The 14285-nt window shown below is 66.9% G+C and carries 16 protein-coding genes; 6 read left to right on the forward strand and 10 right to left on the reverse strand.

From position 1 onward, the window contains the following. Window positions 1–88 precede the first annotated feature (88 nt). The 3 genes from I55_RS06095 to I55_RS06105 all read right to left on the reverse strand — a co-directional run bounded on the left by I55_RS06095 (window position 89) and on the right by I55_RS06105 (window position 3012). Window positions 89–1879 carry a hypothetical protein gene (locus I55_RS06095; RefSeq protein ID WP_252181039.1) on the reverse strand — a complete coding sequence of 597 codons (1791 nt, stop codon included), beginning with the start codon at window positions 1877–1879 and terminating at the stop codon, window positions 89–91. 219 nt (window positions 1880–2098) lie between these two features. Next, the gene (locus I55_RS06100; protein WP_085939954.1) at window positions 2099–2599 is read right to left on the reverse strand and encodes a CreA family protein; all 501 of its coding nucleotides are present in this window, start codon (window positions 2597–2599) and stop codon (window positions 2099–2101) included. After that, complete coding sequence (locus I55_RS06105; RefSeq protein WP_044559613.1) at window positions 2596–3012, reverse strand: HRDC domain-containing protein; 417 nt, start codon at window positions 3010–3012, stop codon at window positions 2596–2598. Before I55_RS06105 ends, I55_RS06100 begins: the two co-directional genes overlap by 4 nt. Before the next feature lie 292 nt (window positions 3013–3304). On the opposite strand from I55_RS06105, the gene I55_RS06110 reads away from it, so the two are divergent. Further along, window positions 3305–3622 (forward strand): 2Fe-2S iron-sulfur cluster-binding protein, encoded by a 318-nt coding sequence (locus I55_RS06110; protein ID WP_044559614.1) that lies wholly within the window; start codon window positions 3305–3307, stop codon window positions 3620–3622. Window positions 3623–3706: 84 nt separating this feature from the next. Here the strand turns inward: I55_RS06110 and I55_RS34125 are convergent, their stop codons facing one another. From I55_RS34125 to I55_RS06130, 5 genes are all read right to left on the reverse strand, one after another. Then, the gene (locus I55_RS34125) at window positions 3707–4015 is read right to left on the reverse strand and encodes a SapC family protein (RefSeq protein ID WP_083900884.1); all 309 of its coding nucleotides are present in this window, start codon (window positions 4013–4015) and stop codon (window positions 3707–3709) included. Beyond that, complete coding sequence (locus I55_RS32795; RefSeq protein ID WP_049973875.1) at window positions 4012–4470, reverse strand: SapC family protein; 459 nt, start codon at window positions 4468–4470, stop codon at window positions 4012–4014. The genes I55_RS34125 and I55_RS32795 overlap by 4 nt, the downstream gene beginning before the upstream one ends. 186 nt (window positions 4471–4656) lie before the next feature. Next, window positions 4657–5022 (reverse strand): hypothetical protein, encoded by a 366-nt coding sequence (locus I55_RS06120; protein ID WP_044559615.1) that lies wholly within the window; start codon window positions 5020–5022, stop codon window positions 4657–4659. A 171-nt stretch (window positions 5023–5193) separates the two neighbouring features. Beyond that, window positions 5194–6261 (reverse strand): Glu/Leu/Phe/Val dehydrogenase, encoded by a 1068-nt coding sequence (locus tag I55_RS06125; RefSeq protein ID WP_044559616.1) that lies wholly within the window; start codon window positions 6259–6261, stop codon window positions 5194–5196. A gap of 289 nt (window positions 6262–6550) precedes the next feature. Next, complete coding sequence (locus tag I55_RS06130; RefSeq protein ID WP_159107122.1) at window positions 6551–7453, reverse strand: peptidoglycan-binding domain-containing protein; 903 nt, start codon at window positions 7451–7453, stop codon at window positions 6551–6553. Window positions 7454–7790: 337 nt separating this feature from the next. Between I55_RS06130 and I55_RS06135 the strand changes: the two genes are divergently transcribed. Then, window positions 7791–8183: an Hpt domain-containing protein gene (locus I55_RS06135; protein WP_044559618.1), complete on the forward strand. Its 393-nt coding sequence runs from the start codon at window positions 7791–7793 to the stop codon at window positions 8181–8183. 74 nt (window positions 8184–8257) lie between these two features. Here I55_RS06135 and I55_RS06140 read toward each other — a convergent pair whose 3' ends face one another. Together I55_RS06140 and putA are read right to left on the reverse strand one after the other, a co-directional pair. Next, window positions 8258–8983, reverse strand: coding sequence for a response regulator transcription factor (locus I55_RS06140; RefSeq protein WP_044559619.1), 726 nt, complete (start codon window positions 8981–8983; stop codon window positions 8258–8260). Window positions 8984–9259: 276 nt separating this feature from the next. Then, window positions 9260–12433 (reverse strand): bifunctional proline dehydrogenase/L-glutamate gamma-semialdehyde dehydrogenase PutA, encoded by a 3174-nt coding sequence (gene putA / locus I55_RS06145; protein WP_083900886.1) that lies wholly within the window; start codon window positions 12431–12433, stop codon window positions 9260–9262. Between the two features lie 129 nt (window positions 12434–12562). Here putA and I55_RS06150 point away from each other — a divergent pair, with 129 nt between their 5' ends. The 4 genes from I55_RS06150 to I55_RS06165 all read left to right on the forward strand — a co-directional run. Continuing rightward, window positions 12563–13048 (forward strand): Lrp/AsnC ligand binding domain-containing protein, encoded by a 486-nt coding sequence (locus I55_RS06150; RefSeq protein ID WP_040843736.1) that lies wholly within the window; start codon window positions 12563–12565, stop codon window positions 13046–13048. Window positions 13049–13105: 57 nt separating this feature from the next. Further along, the gene (locus tag I55_RS06155; protein WP_044559620.1) at window positions 13106–13363 is read left to right on the forward strand and encodes an AbrB/MazE/SpoVT family DNA-binding domain-containing protein; all 258 of its coding nucleotides are present in this window, start codon (window positions 13106–13108) and stop codon (window positions 13361–13363) included. Continuing rightward, window positions 13363–13692, forward strand: a complete 330-nt coding sequence (locus I55_RS06160; protein ID WP_044559621.1) for a type II toxin-antitoxin system PemK/MazF family toxin — start codon at window positions 13363–13365, stop codon at window positions 13690–13692. Before I55_RS06155 ends, I55_RS06160 begins: the two co-directional genes overlap by 1 nt. Before the next feature lie 400 nt (window positions 13693–14092). Beyond that, a partial coding sequence (locus I55_RS06165) for a hypothetical protein (RefSeq protein WP_044559622.1) occupies window positions 14093–14285 on the forward strand: 193 nt, incomplete at its 3' end.

The raw sequence follows: 14285 nt of genomic DNA on the forward strand, positions 1-14285 counted from the left end.
TTCCGCTCTAATCGGGTGGCGACCGCGGTCCAAGTCCGCGGGGCCGGGCCCGTAACGGCGGGAGGGTCGTCTTCCCGCTGCCTGCCACTCACATGAACTGGGCGCGGTTCAGCAGGTCATAGAAGGTGCGAAGCGCCGCCGCCTTCTCCGCATCCGTCGTCAGTCCCTCGACAAACTTGGTGTCGAAGTTGGGCTGACGCAGGTGGCTGATGATCTGGTCTCGCACGATGCGGCGGGCCTTGGGGCTGGCCAGCACCTCGGCGGCGGCGAACTGCACCAGCCGGCTGGCACGGACCCGCAGGCTGGCGGCGGGGTCGTCCAACCGCTCGATCACCCGGCCTTCCACGATATAGTCGGCGACCAGGTCGTCCAGGCGCGTGCCCAGACGCTCCCCCAGATCTTCCGGCAGGGCCGGACCCTCCGTCACAAGGCGGTAGAGGGCGGCGCTAGCCTCCATTTTTGGCTTCAGGGGCAGGGCCCGGTCGACCAGATCATTCAGGCCGCTGACGCGGTTAGCGATCTCCAGAGCCTGGGCGGCGATGGCGGCGCCATCCTTGGCGCCCACGTCCGACCGGGCCAGGTTGGCCAGATAAGCCAGCCGTTGCGCCCCCGTGGGGAAAAGCTGTAGCACGGCATCCAGCGCCACCCTGCGGCCTTCGGCCCCGCCCTGCTCGATGAAACGATGATAGCCCATCAGCACGGCCTCGGCCATGGACGGCCCGCCCAACAGGCCCTCGGGCCGCAGCAGGCGGTTCACCAACGTCCGGTACTTGGCGATCTGCTGCAGCGGCTCACCGTGCGACAGACGCTGGGTGCCGCGCACCTGCCGGCGCAGGAAGTCCAGCAGCACGACGCGCGTCTCATTGCCGTGGGGACCGGCCACCCAGCGGCTGATGGCCGCCGTGGTCGGCGGCGCCATTTCCAGCCCCTGGGATTCGAACGTCCCGTCCATCAGGTCGATCATGCGGTTCAGCGCCGTCACCAGATCCGGCTGCCGGCCCAGCATGTCGCGCACCATGTCGGGCGCGACCAGCACATCCGCCAGCAACTGGTCCAACAGGGCCGCGTCGTCCGACGCCAGTTCCTCGTCCGACGCCAGGTCGATCAGCCAGTCCGCTTTGCCCAGCAGGCCGCGAATGTTCACCAGGTCACGGCAGACGATGACCTTGCCTAGGTAGGCCGCCTCTTCCGCCGCCGCCTCTGGCGTCGTGTCCTCGGCCATGCCCAGGATTTCGATCACCTGCCGCATGGTGGCGGCGAAACCGATTTCCTTGGGATAAGGCAGCGCGCGGTTGGCCACAGCCTTTTCCGCCCGCTGGCGCAGCTGTTCCAGCACGCCCAGGATGACGTCGCGGCGGGCGCGGCTGTCTTCCCCCGACTCCCGGCTTTGCAGGGTGGCCACGCGGGTGACGGCGTTGGGAACCAGCGCTTCGAAATTCAGGACGCGTTTGGCCTCGCCGGCGTTGTGCAGCAGTTCGGACGCGGTAACGCCCTTCTCGTCCAGATACTGGCGCAGCACACGGGAGATCAGCACGCGGCTGTCAAAGGACAGGAATTCCTGCGGCACCTGGCAATAGTGCGCCTCTTCCACCGGAACCGGCGCGATGGCGCGTTTCGGCTCCTGCCGGTACTCGGTATAGATGATGGTATCGACCGTCTCACCGCCCCGGCCGGGTCGGATGAACTCGCGGATGATGCGCACGCCGGTGCGGGTGGGCAACAGACGGGCCGCCAGCGCGCGGGCGTCTTCCTCCTTGCGGCAGATCTGCTCGGTCAGCCAGTGGTCGTCCTTGAGGTATTGCACCTCGAAGGAAACGCCACGCGGCGCGCTCAATGGCGGCGTCTTGTCGGCCTTGTCCCGCAATAACCCTAAGACCATAGCCCGCCCCAACCGGCAATAGCGCCCTAGGAGCGGGGAAGTCCCTCCCCCGCCCGCGAAGGCCATCTTCCGGCCCGTTGGCAGCCCCGCCGCTAAGCCGAATGCTCCACCGATGCATGGATGCTGTCCTAAAGGTGACGCCACCTAACCGGGCAGTCAACCGATTGATGTATGCCCAGTGGGCTAACCATTCGATTTTCCACCCGTTTGAACAGGGGGTTAACGCTCCGGCTTACCTTTGGACCAGGTGGGGTTGGCATTGAACAGGGGCACTGTGGAGATGGCCATCTTGGCGGAGGCGTCCTTAACCTGCCGGCTGTAGATGACATAGATCAGGGTGTCATTGGCGCGGTCATAGATTCGCCGGACGGCGATGGACTTGAAGATCAGGCTCTTGCGCTCGGAAAAGACCTCCTCTCCCCCCTTGGAGGTGTCGATCTTGCCGATGACGATGGGCCCGGTTTGCCGGCAGGCGATCGAGGTGTTGGACGGATCCTCGAACCAGTTGCCCTTGCGCAGGCGGTCGATGACGCTGCGCGAGAAGCTGACGATGTGGCAGGTGACGCCCTGGATGTCGGGGTCGGGCACGGCTTCCACCGTCAGCCCGTTTCCCGTCCAGTCGTTGCTGAACGACCCCACCTCGTCGGCGCGGGCCGCCCCGGCCGCCAGCGCGGCGGCTCCCCCGGCAAGGAGGCAGGCGGCGAGAAGCAGGCGCCTCAACTGGTCAGATCTTCCATGGTCTGACGCACGATCTGCACGATCTGTCCGCCACGGCCCGCCACGTCGAAGCCGGAGGCGCCGCTGATGACCGAAAGCTCGATCTCCGTCGTCGGGGCGTAGCGGGCGATCTCCGCCACCACGGAATTGGGCAGAATCTCTTCCTTGTCGACGCCCAAAGCCTTCGCCACCTCCGTCCGCCAGCCGTTGATGGCGGAGATGATGGCCGATTCGATCTGGGCGGTTTCCTCCTTGCGGCGCAGGTCACGGTATTGCACCAGCACGCGCCAGGCCCCTTCGGCGTAGGCGGTATCGATGCGCGAGACCTCCACCGTGCGCAGGAACGAGGCCAGGCGGACCTCATCCTCTTCATGCGCGGCGTCACGGATGGAGAAAGTGCGGATTTCCAAGGTCATTCGCAGTCCCGGTCAGAGAAGCCCGGATGGTCCGGCCGGAGTCGCATCCGGCCAGGGCACTTCCGTGGATGACCGTCAATATACGCGAGCCAGCGGCAGTTGACAGGGGGGCTCAGACACGGCCACGGCGGTTTTTCAGCACCGCCGTGCCGATTTCGCCTCGCGCGCGCGCCTGGATTTCACTATCACCTGCCCATCGTTTCCCGACCGACACGATGCCGTGGACAGATCCACGCCGCACCGTCTCGGCCGGGGAACGGTTCCGTTTCCGCCGCTGCAAGGAAAACGACCCATGCCCACCATCCACGTTATCGATGCCGATGGCGCGGAGCACGTTATCGACGGGGATGTCAAGGCGTCCCTGATGGAGAACGTGTGCGATCACGACCTGCCGCTGGACGCCGACTGCGGCGGTTCCTGCGCCTGCGCCACCTGCCACGTGCTGCTGGATCCGGATTGGGCGGCCCGCCTGCCGCAGCCCAGCCTGGATGAACTGGCGCTGCTGGAGGAGGAGCCGACCTACCAGCCCGGCCGCTCCCGCCTGTCCTGCCAGATCGACATCAAGGCCGAACTGGATGGCTTGCGCGTAACGCTGCTGCCCCGCCGCTGACGGGCTCGGATCTTAAGAAAACGGCGCCGGCGGTCCTTCCGCCGACGCCGTTTCCTTTTTCAGCTGACTTGACTGACGTGGGTATCAGCCCTTGTTGGCCAGCACCCGCTCCGACGCCAGTTCCGCCAGGATGCTCCAGCGGGACAGCGAGATGAAGTGGGAGTAGACCAGGCCCAGGTAGCCGCGCTTGCGCCACTCCAGGAACACGTCATCGGGCAACTCGTTGAACTTCTTCTCATCGATGATGGTGAAGCCGGTCAGCGTCATGCGGCTGTTGTCGTGTGACAGCGTCAGGTCCAGGCGTTGTTCAACCAGCAGGCCACGGTCGAACAGCTCCTTGCAGAAGGCGCTGGTGGCGATGGCGGACTGATTGAAGGTGGCGCAGAAGTTCAGGGCGTCATTGCCGGCCGGACCCGCCTTCTCACTTCGAACAGGGGAACGTCGCCATCAGGGCCGACCAGGCTCGCGTCCTCTTCCAGGCACAGCACCAGACGCTCGCGATCGGGGGTTTCCATCATCAGGAAGGGATAGCGGCGGACATAGGCCGGGATCGGCGTGTTCTTGCGCCAGGTGCCCTCGCCATCCACGAACAGGTTCTCGTCCGGGCGCACGCCCGTCAGCACCACCGCCGCCGGGCTGCCGCCCAGGGTGAAGACGATAGGGTAGTGGCCGTTGAGGGAGATGAACTCCTCGCCAACGATCGGAATGGCATTGGCGTTGGCGGCATAGGAGAACGTACGCTGCTGCTTCAGCTTCCAATCGCCGTGACGGCTGAGGTCAACGGGAACCGGGTCCCGGTAGAACGGGGGCATCTGGCCGGCATCAGTGGCGGCGGCGGCGTCGGTCATGGCAAAAGGTCCTGGAGTTACCGGTTAAAATCAAAACTGACCGGGAATTGGACCTGACTGCGCGCCCACTCCCCCGACAGGATGGGCTAGGAAGTGCCGGATTTGTATGCACAAGTCAACAGCGCCGCGACCCAGCCATGACCTGCACGCGTGACAACATGTGACAGGAGAATGTCCGGCGGCCGGTCACCGGTTGCGCAGGGTGGACTTGACGCGCTTGGTACCCACCTCCTGCTCCCCCAGCCAGATGACCAGCGTGGCGGCGCCGGAGATGATCTGCAGCACCTTCTCGGCCTTGGCCGGCATGCGGATCTTCCGGGCCATGCAATAGTTGACCAGGGCCGCCGCCACCTCCATCTCCGCGAAGGTGGCCTCATGCATCTTGCCGTAGTCGTCCTCGATGGGCAGTTGCACCGTGATGGGCGGCCCTTCGATGATGATGGGATCCTTGACCATGCCCACGGGCAGCTTGCGATTGAGGCGGCCGGTGAACTCCACGATGGCCGTCATCAGCTCCCGTTCCGTGAAGCTGATCGCCCGCAGCTCCTGCATGCCCCGTCCCCTTGGATACGCCGCCCTGGCTGGCGGTTGGGGCATCATATAAGCGGGGCGGAGCCGGAGTCACCCCACCGTAAGGGTCATAATCGTTCGGAATCGCAACGAAAAAGGCCGGCGCCCCATTTGTGGACACCGGCCTTGATCAAGGCTTGGAGGGTGACTGCGTCAGGCGACCTTGGCCATGCCCCTGGCGCGACCGGCGGCCAGGCGCTCACGCGCCATCTGGTCCGCCACCTCGTTGGTCGGGCGGTCCTCGGCGTCGGCACGGCGGAAGATGTCCGCCAGCGTGCCGTGGATGGCCTCCACCTTGGCCAGGATGGCCTCCTTGCTGTAGGTGCCGCCCACCTCGCCCGCGACGTTGATGATGCCACCGCCGTTGATGACATAGTCGGGGGCGTACAGCACCCCCATGGACCGCAGTTGCCGGCCCACCGCATCCACCGCCAGCTGGTTGTTGGCGCCACCGGCCACCACCGTGGCCTTCAGCCGCGGCAGGGATTGGTCGTTGAGGATGCCGCCCAGGGCGCAGGGCGCGAACACGTCGACATCCTGGGCGTGGATCAGGGCGGGGTCGACCGCCGTGGCGCCGAAGCGGTCCACCATGCGGGCCACCTGGTCGGTGAAGATGTCGCTGACGGTCAGGATGGCGCCCTCCTCGGCCAGGCGCTGGCACAGGTGGCTGCCGACATTGCCCAGGCCTTGCACCGCCACGCGCACACCCTTCAGGCTGTCGGTGCCCAGACGGTGACTGACCGCCGCCTTGATGCCCAGATAGACACCGTAGGCGGTGAAGGGCGACGGGTCGCCGCTGGCGGCGGCACCGTGGTTCAGGCCGGCCACATGCTTGGTCTCACGGCCCATGACCTGGACGTCGGCCACGGTGATGCCCACGTCCTCCGCCGCGATGTAGCGGCCGCCCAGGCTTTCCACCATACGGCCGAAGGCGCGGAACAAGGCATCCGACTTGGCGGTCTTGGGGTCGCCGATCAGGACCGACTTGCCGCCGCCCAGCGGCAGGCCCGCCATGACATTCTTGTAGCTCATGCCACGGGACAGGCGCAGCACGTCCTTCACCGCATCGGCTTCAGTGGCGTATGGCCACATGCGGCAGCCGCCGCAGGCTGGCCCCATGGTGGTGTCGTGGACGGCGATGATGGCCTTCAGGCCACTCTCCGGGTCACGGCCGAACAGGACCAGCTCGTGATTGTCGAAATCCGGAGCGTCGAACAGCATGGGGGCACTCTCCTGCCTGGGGGCCCGGGCCTGCTGGCGGCGCTCCGGGCCAGTGATCCGGCCCGTCTTGCGCATGCGGCGGGCGCGGAACTGTCTGCAGGACAAAGCTTAGGGGCGACCTTTGCCCCGGTCGATTTCGTTGTTTTATTGCGCGGCGCAGCTTTGGCGAACCCTCATGGGCCCACCGCGTAATGTCCTGTCGCGCCGGCATGGCCGCGACCGGAAATCACCCGCGAAGCCGGCGCCGGCGGACAAGGCACGCCCCAGCGGCACCTCGTCCGCGATAAACTTAGCGGCCGACACGCAGACCCGGCGAGCGGGTGGGACGGGCCGTGGTCTCGCCCAGGTGGGGCATGACCCGGCCATCGGGTAGGCGTGTATCCCCCCCACCCAGCGAGGGCTCCCGCCGGACATCGCCCGGCCGGCCACGCTTGGGCGCGGCCTTGCGGCTGGGGCGGCGGCCACTCCACCACCAGACGCCGCCCATCAGCAGCAGCAGGGCGGCGATGAAGCCCATCAGGGCGTTGCGCGCCCAATCCGGCGCCGTGAGTTCCACCGGCGATTCCGGCGTCTCGCCCATGGACTGGGTCTCGACAGCGGCGCGACCTGCGCTGGCGGCGGTATCCTGGCCGGGGGCCGGCTGAGCGGCCGGGGCGCCACCCGGGCGCTGCGTCACCGACGGCGGCGGCAGGTCGGCGCTCCCGGCCGGAGCGGCCGTGGAAGCTGCCGCCGGGGGGCCGGGGTTGCGCGACACGCTCAGCACCGTGCTTTCCTGGGCCGGGGCGGCTTTCTCCACGCCGACGGCGGAACGGGCAGCCTTGGGCTGCACGTCCTCTTCCCGCAGGCGCGGCTGGGAAGCGCGGGCGCGGCTGGTAGGATCGGCCAGGTTGCCAACCGTCTTGTCCACCGGGCGGCCTTCCATCATGCGCGCAATGGTGTCCTGGTCCAGCTTGCCGGTGACCTTCAGGCCCTCCACCTTCTGATATTGCCGCAACGCAGCAACCGTGGGCGGGTCCATGCGGGAGGAGGCGCGCCCCTCATACAGTTCCCGCTCCTTCAGGATGTTCTGCGCCCACTGGATGGTGGCGCTGTTGGGCTCCCCATCGGCGGCCAGCGCCGGGGCGGCGCCCGCCGCAGTCAGCATCACCGCCGCGAAGGCGCAGGCGAGGAGGGGCCGACGGACGTTGAACATCACGAAACTATCCTTTTCCCAGATCATATCCGGATGGTGACCGCTCCCTGCGCCGGGAACGCCCCGGCCCAACTTTTCCCAAGGCCGGCCTGGTTCAGCGTGTTACAATTCGCGTCACTTTTCCATGCGCAATTTAGCCGCCGCACCCCGTGCATGCTGCATTGCCGCACATGGCGCCCCCCAAAAGGGAGTATATCTGACGGCGACATGAGCGGCGCGCCAGTGGAACCGTGCCAAAATCGCCCTGCATTGTGGGAAAATAATGGCATCGGCGAACCCTCCGTTCCGCCGTGGCGACCAAGTTTACGATAACAAGAGAACAAGCGGGACCCTGCCCATGACTGCGCACCCTGAGGCCGAATCCTGGTTAAGCACCGATGCGCCCGTGCTGGACCGTGGCGTTTTGACCAGCCACATGAACGACCTGGGCGTGGACCTGGTGCGCCAGATCGCGGAAAAGTACCTGGATGACGCGCCGGCCAGTGTGGCCGCCGTGCGCGCCGCCCTGGAGGCGCAAGACCTGCCGCTGCTGCAGCGCCTGATCCACCGCCTGGGCGGCGGTGCCCAGACCGTGGGCCTGGAAGCCCTGTCGCAGCAGGCCAGGAAGGCGGAGCATGCGATTCGCGCCGGCCGCGCCGAGGAAGGCCTGCGGGAAGCGACGCGTCTGTTGGCCCGGGTCGATGGCGATCTGGCCACGCTGGATGAATTCCGCGCCGGCCTGAAGGATTGAGGCCAGCCCCCGAAGCGAAACGGGCCCGATCCAGCCGGATCGGGCCCGTCGTGTTGCCAGAGGGGACAACCGGATTACGAGGGACCGGTGACATCGGCACCCAGGCGGTAGCCCAATCCCTTTTCCGTCAGGATCAGGCGCGGCTGGGCGCCCCCATCGTTCATCTTGCGACGCAGGCGGCTGACCAGCACGTCGATGGTGCGGTCGCTGGGGTTGCGGTCCGTGCCACTGACGGCGTCGATCAACTGGTCGCGGGTCACCACCCGCCCGCCAGAACGCACCAGCAAGGCCAACAGCTCGAATTCGCCGCGCGTCACCCGCACCTCCACCCCCTGGGTGTCGATCAGGCGGCGGCGGGCCAGGTCGATGGTCCAGCCCCCGAAGCGGCGCACCGTGCCTTCGGCCCGGCGCATCTTGCTGGGATGGGTGCGGCGCAGCAGGTTGCGGGCGCGGGCCAGCAGCTCCCGGGGATTGGGTGGCTTGGTGACATAGTCATCGCCACCGGTTTCCAAACCGAAGACGCGGTCGTCCTCATTGGCGCGGCGGGTGACGATGATGATGCCGACGTTGGAAATCTCCCGAATGTCGCGGGCGATGGAAAAGCCGTCCTCGTCCGGCAGCTCGATATCGAGCAAAACCAGATCGGGGGGCTGCCGGACAATGGCTTCCCGTGTCTGCTTGCCGTTGGCCGCCTCGGCGATCATGAACCCGGCCTGATGAAAATAGCCCGCCAGCAAGGCCCTGGTCGCCGGCTCGTCTTCAACGATCAGGACCAGCGGCGCTTCCACACTCTCCGTCATGACTCTTCCAACCCCCCTGCCGGCAATTGCCCCAGATGCACCGCCGGACGTTGGCGCACAGAATGTCCTTCACGGCCCGCCAACGCAAGTCCCTGACGGATCAGGGCCACTACACCGCCTTCATAGGGAAAAAGGCCAGGATGAAGCGGGGGTGGAAGCCCCCCAAAAGAAGAGGGGCGGCCCCTTGCAGCCTGACGCCACAAGGTTCCGCCCCCTTCCGGACCCACTGCCTGAGGGTCGTTGTTCCCCCCGAGTCTTGAAGCCCGGGTGGGTTGATCAGCCCCCCAGCCCCAGCAGGTCGGCGTTGCCGCCGAAGGCGGTGATGTTGACTGTCAGGGTCTTCTCCGTGGCGAAGCGCAGCAGGTAGTGGGGGCCGCCGGCCTTGGGGCCCGTGCCCGACAGCCCGTGGCCACCGAAGGGCTGCACGCCGACGACGGCGCCCACCATGTTGCGGTTGATGTAGGTGTTGCCGCAGTTCAGGCGCCGGAAAATCTCCTGCGCCCGGTTCTCCAGGCGGCTGTGCACGCCCAGCGTCAGGCCGTAGCCCGTGGCATCGATGTCGGCCAGCACCTGGTCCAGGCTGTCGGCCTTCCAGCGCACCAGGTGCAAGATGGGGCCGAACACCTCGCGCGGCAGGCGCTTCAGGCTGTCGATCTCATAAAGGCGGGGGCCGAAGAAGGTGCCGTTGGCGTGCGTCCCGTCCGTGGGGCAGGCGTGGACCAGCTTGGCCTCGCGGTCCATGCGTTCGGCATGGGCCACCAGGATCTGCCGCGCGTCCTCATCGATGATGGGGCCGACGTCGGTGCCCAGGTCCATCGGGTCGCCCAGGGTGACCAGTTGCATGGCGCCTTTCAGCAGGTGGGCCATCTGGTCGGCCACGTCGTCCTGCACGAACAGGACACGCATGGCGGAGCAGCGCTGGCCGGCCGACTGGAAGGCCGACGTGATGCAATCGTCCACCACCTGCTCCAGCAGCGCGGTGCTGTCCACGATCATGGCGTTCTGGCCGCCCGTCTCGGCGATCAGCGGGACGATGGCGCCGTCGCGGGCGGCCAGCGCCCGGTTGATCAGGCGCGCGGTCTCGGTGGAGCCGGTGAAGGCCACGCCGCCGATGCGGGCGTCGGCCACCAGGCCGGCGCCCACCGTCTCGCCATCACCCGGCAGCAAATGCAGCACATCGCCCGGCACGCCGGCCTTGTGGAACAGGCGCACGGCGCGGGCGCCCACCAGGGTGGTCTGCTCGGCGGGCTTGGCCACCACGGCGTTGCCGGCGGCCAGGGCGGCGGCCACCTGGCCGGTGAAAATGGCCAGCGGGAAATTCCACGGGCTGATGCAGACGAAGGTGCCGCGACCGTGCAGCGACAGCTCGTTGCTCTCGCCCGTCGGGCCCGGCAGGCGGGTGGGGGCGCCGAACTGCTTGCGGGCGAGATCGGCGTAGTAGCGGCAGAAGTCCACCGCCTCGCGCACCTCGGCGACGGCGTCGCCCCAGGTCTTGCCCGCCTCACGGATCAGGATGCCCAGCAGGGCCGGGGTGTCGCCTTCCAGCGCGTCGGCCATGGCGTCCAGGATGCGGGCGCGGCCCTCGCCACCCAGGGCGTCCCAGGCAGGCTGGGCCTTGGACGACAGCGCCAGGGCGCGGTCGATATGCGCCGCCGTGGCGTCGGCCGTGGTGCCAACCTGGCGGGTACGGTCGGATGGGTCCAGCACCGGGCGGCCCTTCACGCCGGCAACATCCTGGCCGCCGACGATGGGGCCGGCCATCCAGGCCTGGGCCAGCGCGGCGTCGATGGCCGTACGCAGCGTGCGCACCGTGGCCTCGTCCGTCAGGTCGACGCCACGGGAATTGGCGCGCTCGTCACCATAGAGCTTGTCGGGGGTGGGGATACCGGCATGGCGCAGCACGGGCAAAGCCTCCAGAAGGGCGATCGGGTCGGCAACCACCTGGCCCACGGGAATGTCCGGGTCCATGTAGGCGTTGACGAAGTTGCTGTTGGCGCCGTTCTCCAGGAGACGGCGGACGAGGTAGGGCAGCAGGTCCTCATGCGTGCCGACCGGCGCGTAAATGCGCACGCGCGGCACGTTCTTCAGCTTGTCGCGGGCGGCGGCATACAGCAGGTCGCCCATGCCGTGCAGGCGCTGGAACTCCAGGTCGCGGTTGTCGCCGGCCAGGTGCAGGATGGCGGCGATGGTATAGGCGTTATGGGTGGCGAACTGCGGGTAGATCGCGTCCTTGGCCGCCAGCATCCGCCGCGCGCACACCAGGTAGCTGAGATCCGTCGCCGCCTTCTTGGTGTAGACGGGATAGTCGGTGTGGCCCTGGGTCTGGGAGAACTTGATCTCCGTGTCCCAGTAGGCGCCCTTGACCAGGCGCACCATCAGCCGGCGCCCGGCGGAGCGGGCCAGCGCCGCCAGCCAGTCCACCAGGTGCACGGTGCGCTTCTGATAGGCCTGGATGGCCAGGCCCAGGCCGTTCCAGCCGGCCAAGTCCGGATCGCGCGCCAGGCCCTCCAGCAGGTCCAGCGAGATGTCCAGGCGGTCGGCCTCCTCCGCATCGATGGTCAGGTTGATGTCCCAGCGCTTGGCGGCCAGGGACAGATCCTTCACCCGGGGCAGCAGCTGGGCCATGACGTCGGCGCGCTTGGCGAAAACGTAGCGCGGATGCAGGGCCGACAACTTGATTGAAACGCCGGGGGCGGCGTAGGGCCCGCGGCCCGCCGCCGCTTTCCCCACCGTGTCGATGGCGTTGAGGTAGGAGGCCTGGTAGCGGTCCGCCTGTTCCCAGGTGCGGGCGCCCTCCCCCAGCATGTCATAGGAATGGACGGTGCCTTCCGGCTTCGCCTTCTTCGCCTCGGCCACCGCCTCACCGATGGTGCGGCCCATGACGAAGTGCTCCCCCATCACGCGCATGGCTTTCATCATGGCGGCGCGGATGACGGGTTCCCCCGAACGCTGGACCAGGCGGCGCAGCAGACCGGGGGCGTCACCCTGCTTGCTCGTGTCGACCTCCACCACCCGGCCGGTCAGCATCAGGCCCCAGGCGGCGGCATTGACGAAGGCGCTGTCGGACTGGCCCAGGTGCTGGTCCCATTGGCCCTTCATGATCTTCTCGGCGATCAGCCGGTCGGCCGTGGCCGGGTCGGCGATGCGCAGCAGACACTCGGCGATGCACATGAGGGCGATGCCCTCCTGATTGGACAGGCCGAACTCCTGCATGAACGCGTCCAGCGGCCCCAGCTCCGATCGGCGGGCGCGCGCCGTCTCCACCACCCCGACCGCCCGGGCGTCGATGTCCCGGCGCTCCTCCGCCGTCAGGCCATGGGCGGCGAGCAGGGCTTTCACCGCCGCTTCCTCATTCAGGTGCTTGGCCTGGCGCAAGGCCGCGCGGGGACCCTCCAAATCGCGGGTGGCAAGATCGGGCGTCGAAGGGGTGGACTGGGTCGCCTGGTACATGATGCTGCCTGAGGCTGGGGTGAGCGGTCGATGTCGCGGATTATGGCGATATCACCGGCACATTTCCCGCCAATTTGGGGATTTTTTCAGTATATCATCTGGCGAAGGCGCCCTTCGGACGATGAAAATATGACCCGCCAAACCGCTGACCAGTTGGACCGCATAGACCTGAACATCCTGCGCATCCTGCAGGAGGATGGACGCCTGTCGAACGTGGAGCTGTCCCGTCGCGTGAACCTGTCCCCCACCCCCTGTCTGGAGCGGGTGCGGCGCCTGGAGCGCGACGGCTACATCCAGGGCTACGCGGCGCGGCTGGACCCGGAACGGCTGGGCCGCAGCCTGATGGCCTTCATCGAGGTGCGGCTGGACCGCACCAGCCCCGACGTCTTCAAGATCTTCGCCGACGCCATCGCCCCCATGGACGAGATCCAGGAGTGCCACATGGTGGCCGGCGGCTTCGACTACCTGATCAAGGTGCGCGTGGCCGACATGGCCGCCTACCGCGCCTTCCTGGGCGACAAACTGTCCAGCATCCCGGGCGTGGCCCAGACCCACACCTATATGGTGATGGAGGAGGTGAAGTCGACGGCGGCCATACCCGTGCCAGTGCGGTGAGAACTCTTGGCGGAAACCCGATATCAGTTATACTGATATATAATTTTGGAGGTTCCCATGCTGACATCCACGCTCCGTAACGTTGGCGGCTCTGTGATGCTGGCCATTCCCAAATCCTTGTTGGAGGGGCTGGGCCTCGCAGCCAACACCAAGGTCTCGCTGACCGTGGATCAAGGTAAGCTGGTGGTGGAGCCTCGCCCTCGCCCCAAGTACTCCCTGGCTGAGCTGATGGCCCAATGCGATCCCAACGCCCCACCCTCTGGTGACGTTCAAGAATGGCAAGAGGCTCCCTCCGTTGGTGGTGAGGTTCTCTAATGGAGCGTGGGGAGATCTGGCATGTCGACCTGGACCCGACCAAGGGCCGGGAAGAAGCCAAACCTCGATATGTCCTGATCTTGACGCCACGTGACTTCAATCAGCTCGGCACACCTGTCGTGGCACCAATCACGACAGGCGGGAATTTCGCCCGCGAGCGCGGCTTCGCCGTATCGTTGTCCGGCGCTGGAACCAACGCCACGGGCGTCATTCTCTGCAATCAGATCCGGGCACTCGATATGAAAGCCCGCAATGGCCGTTTCAGCGAGCAGGCGCCGGATTTCATTGTCGATGACGTGCTGGCCCGTGTATCGGCGCTATTTGAGTAACCACCCCGCCATCCCTTCCGCGGCCGCTGGCGCCCCGCTGAAGCAGGGCTTGCAGCAGATAGCCGCCGGCGGGCGCCTCCCAGTCCAGCATTTCGCCCACGGCGAGGACACCCGGCAGGCGGCGCGGCATCAGGTGCTCATCACCTGATGCCACCTGATGCCTCTGGCGGTGAGCCGGCGCGGTCGATAGGACGGATGCCCGTGAGCGTGAGGGGAGAGGTGGCGTCCCAGGCGACTGCCGCCAGGACGCCCTATAAGGCCCGGTGCCAGGCCGACGCCCCGGGTTCATTGGCAAAATTGCCAAAGTCTCGATTATTTAATCAAGTTTAAATAATAATTGTGCCGGGGACTGCTATCAGCTCGCCGCATCGCCCCCTCCTCGCCACAGGATAAATTGACGATGTTCCGGAGCATTTTGCTGCGCCGCACCGCCGTGCCACTGGTCCTTTGCCTCGTGCCGCTTATTGGCCGCGCGGATGAGGCGCCGTCATCGGAGCCGATCCAGGAAGTGGTCGTCACCGGCTATGGCCATAGCCTGCAAACGGCCAGCGAGGTGAAGCGCCAGGCCGAGCAGGTGGTCGATTCGTCTCGGC

It is taken from the genome of Azospirillum sp. B4 (assembly GCF_000333275.1).
Lineage (GTDB): Bacteria > Pseudomonadota > Alphaproteobacteria > Azospirillales > Azospirillaceae > Nitrospirillum.

What these genes read in the sequence shown, in the direction of transcription:
- I55_RS06095 (WP_252181039.1), bottom strand. Translation starts at nt 1,879, where the DNA reads ATGGTCTTAGGGTTATTGCGGGACAAGGCCGACAAGACGCCGCCATTG.
- I55_RS06105 (WP_044559613.1), bottom strand. Translation starts at nt 3,012, where the DNA reads ATGACCTTGGAAATCCGCACTTTCTCCATCCGTGACGCCGCGCATGAA.
- I55_RS06110 (WP_044559614.1), top strand. Translation starts at nt 3,305, where the DNA reads ATGCCCACCATCCACGTTATCGATGCCGATGGCGCGGAGCACGTTATC.
- I55_RS32795 (WP_049973875.1), bottom strand. Translation starts at nt 4,470, where the DNA reads ATGACCGACGCCGCCGCCGCCACTGATGCCGGCCAGATGCCCCCGTTC.
- I55_RS06120 (WP_044559615.1), bottom strand. Translation starts at nt 5,022, where the DNA reads ATGCAGGAGCTGCGGGCGATCAGCTTCACGGAACGGGAGCTGATGACG.
- I55_RS06125 (WP_044559616.1), bottom strand. Translation starts at nt 6,261, where the DNA reads ATGCTGTTCGACGCTCCGGATTTCGACAATCACGAGCTGGTCCTGTTC.
- I55_RS06130 (WP_159107122.1), bottom strand. Translation starts at nt 7,453, where the DNA reads ATGTTCAACGTCCGTCGGCCCCTCCTCGCCTGCGCCTTCGCGGCGGTG.
- I55_RS06135 (WP_044559618.1), top strand. Translation starts at nt 7,791, where the DNA reads ATGACTGCGCACCCTGAGGCCGAATCCTGGTTAAGCACCGATGCGCCC.
- I55_RS06140 (WP_044559619.1), bottom strand. Translation starts at nt 8,983, where the DNA reads ATGACGGAGAGTGTGGAAGCGCCGCTGGTCCTGATCGTTGAAGACGAG.
- putA (WP_083900886.1), bottom strand. Translation starts at nt 12,433, where the DNA reads ATGTACCAGGCGACCCAGTCCACCCCTTCGACGCCCGATCTTGCCACC.
- I55_RS06150 (WP_040843736.1), top strand. Translation starts at nt 12,563, where the DNA reads ATGACCCGCCAAACCGCTGACCAGTTGGACCGCATAGACCTGAACATC.
- I55_RS06155 (WP_044559620.1), top strand. Translation starts at nt 13,106, where the DNA reads ATGCTGACATCCACGCTCCGTAACGTTGGCGGCTCTGTGATGCTGGCC.
- I55_RS06160 (WP_044559621.1), top strand. Translation starts at nt 13,363, where the DNA reads ATGGAGCGTGGGGAGATCTGGCATGTCGACCTGGACCCGACCAAGGGC.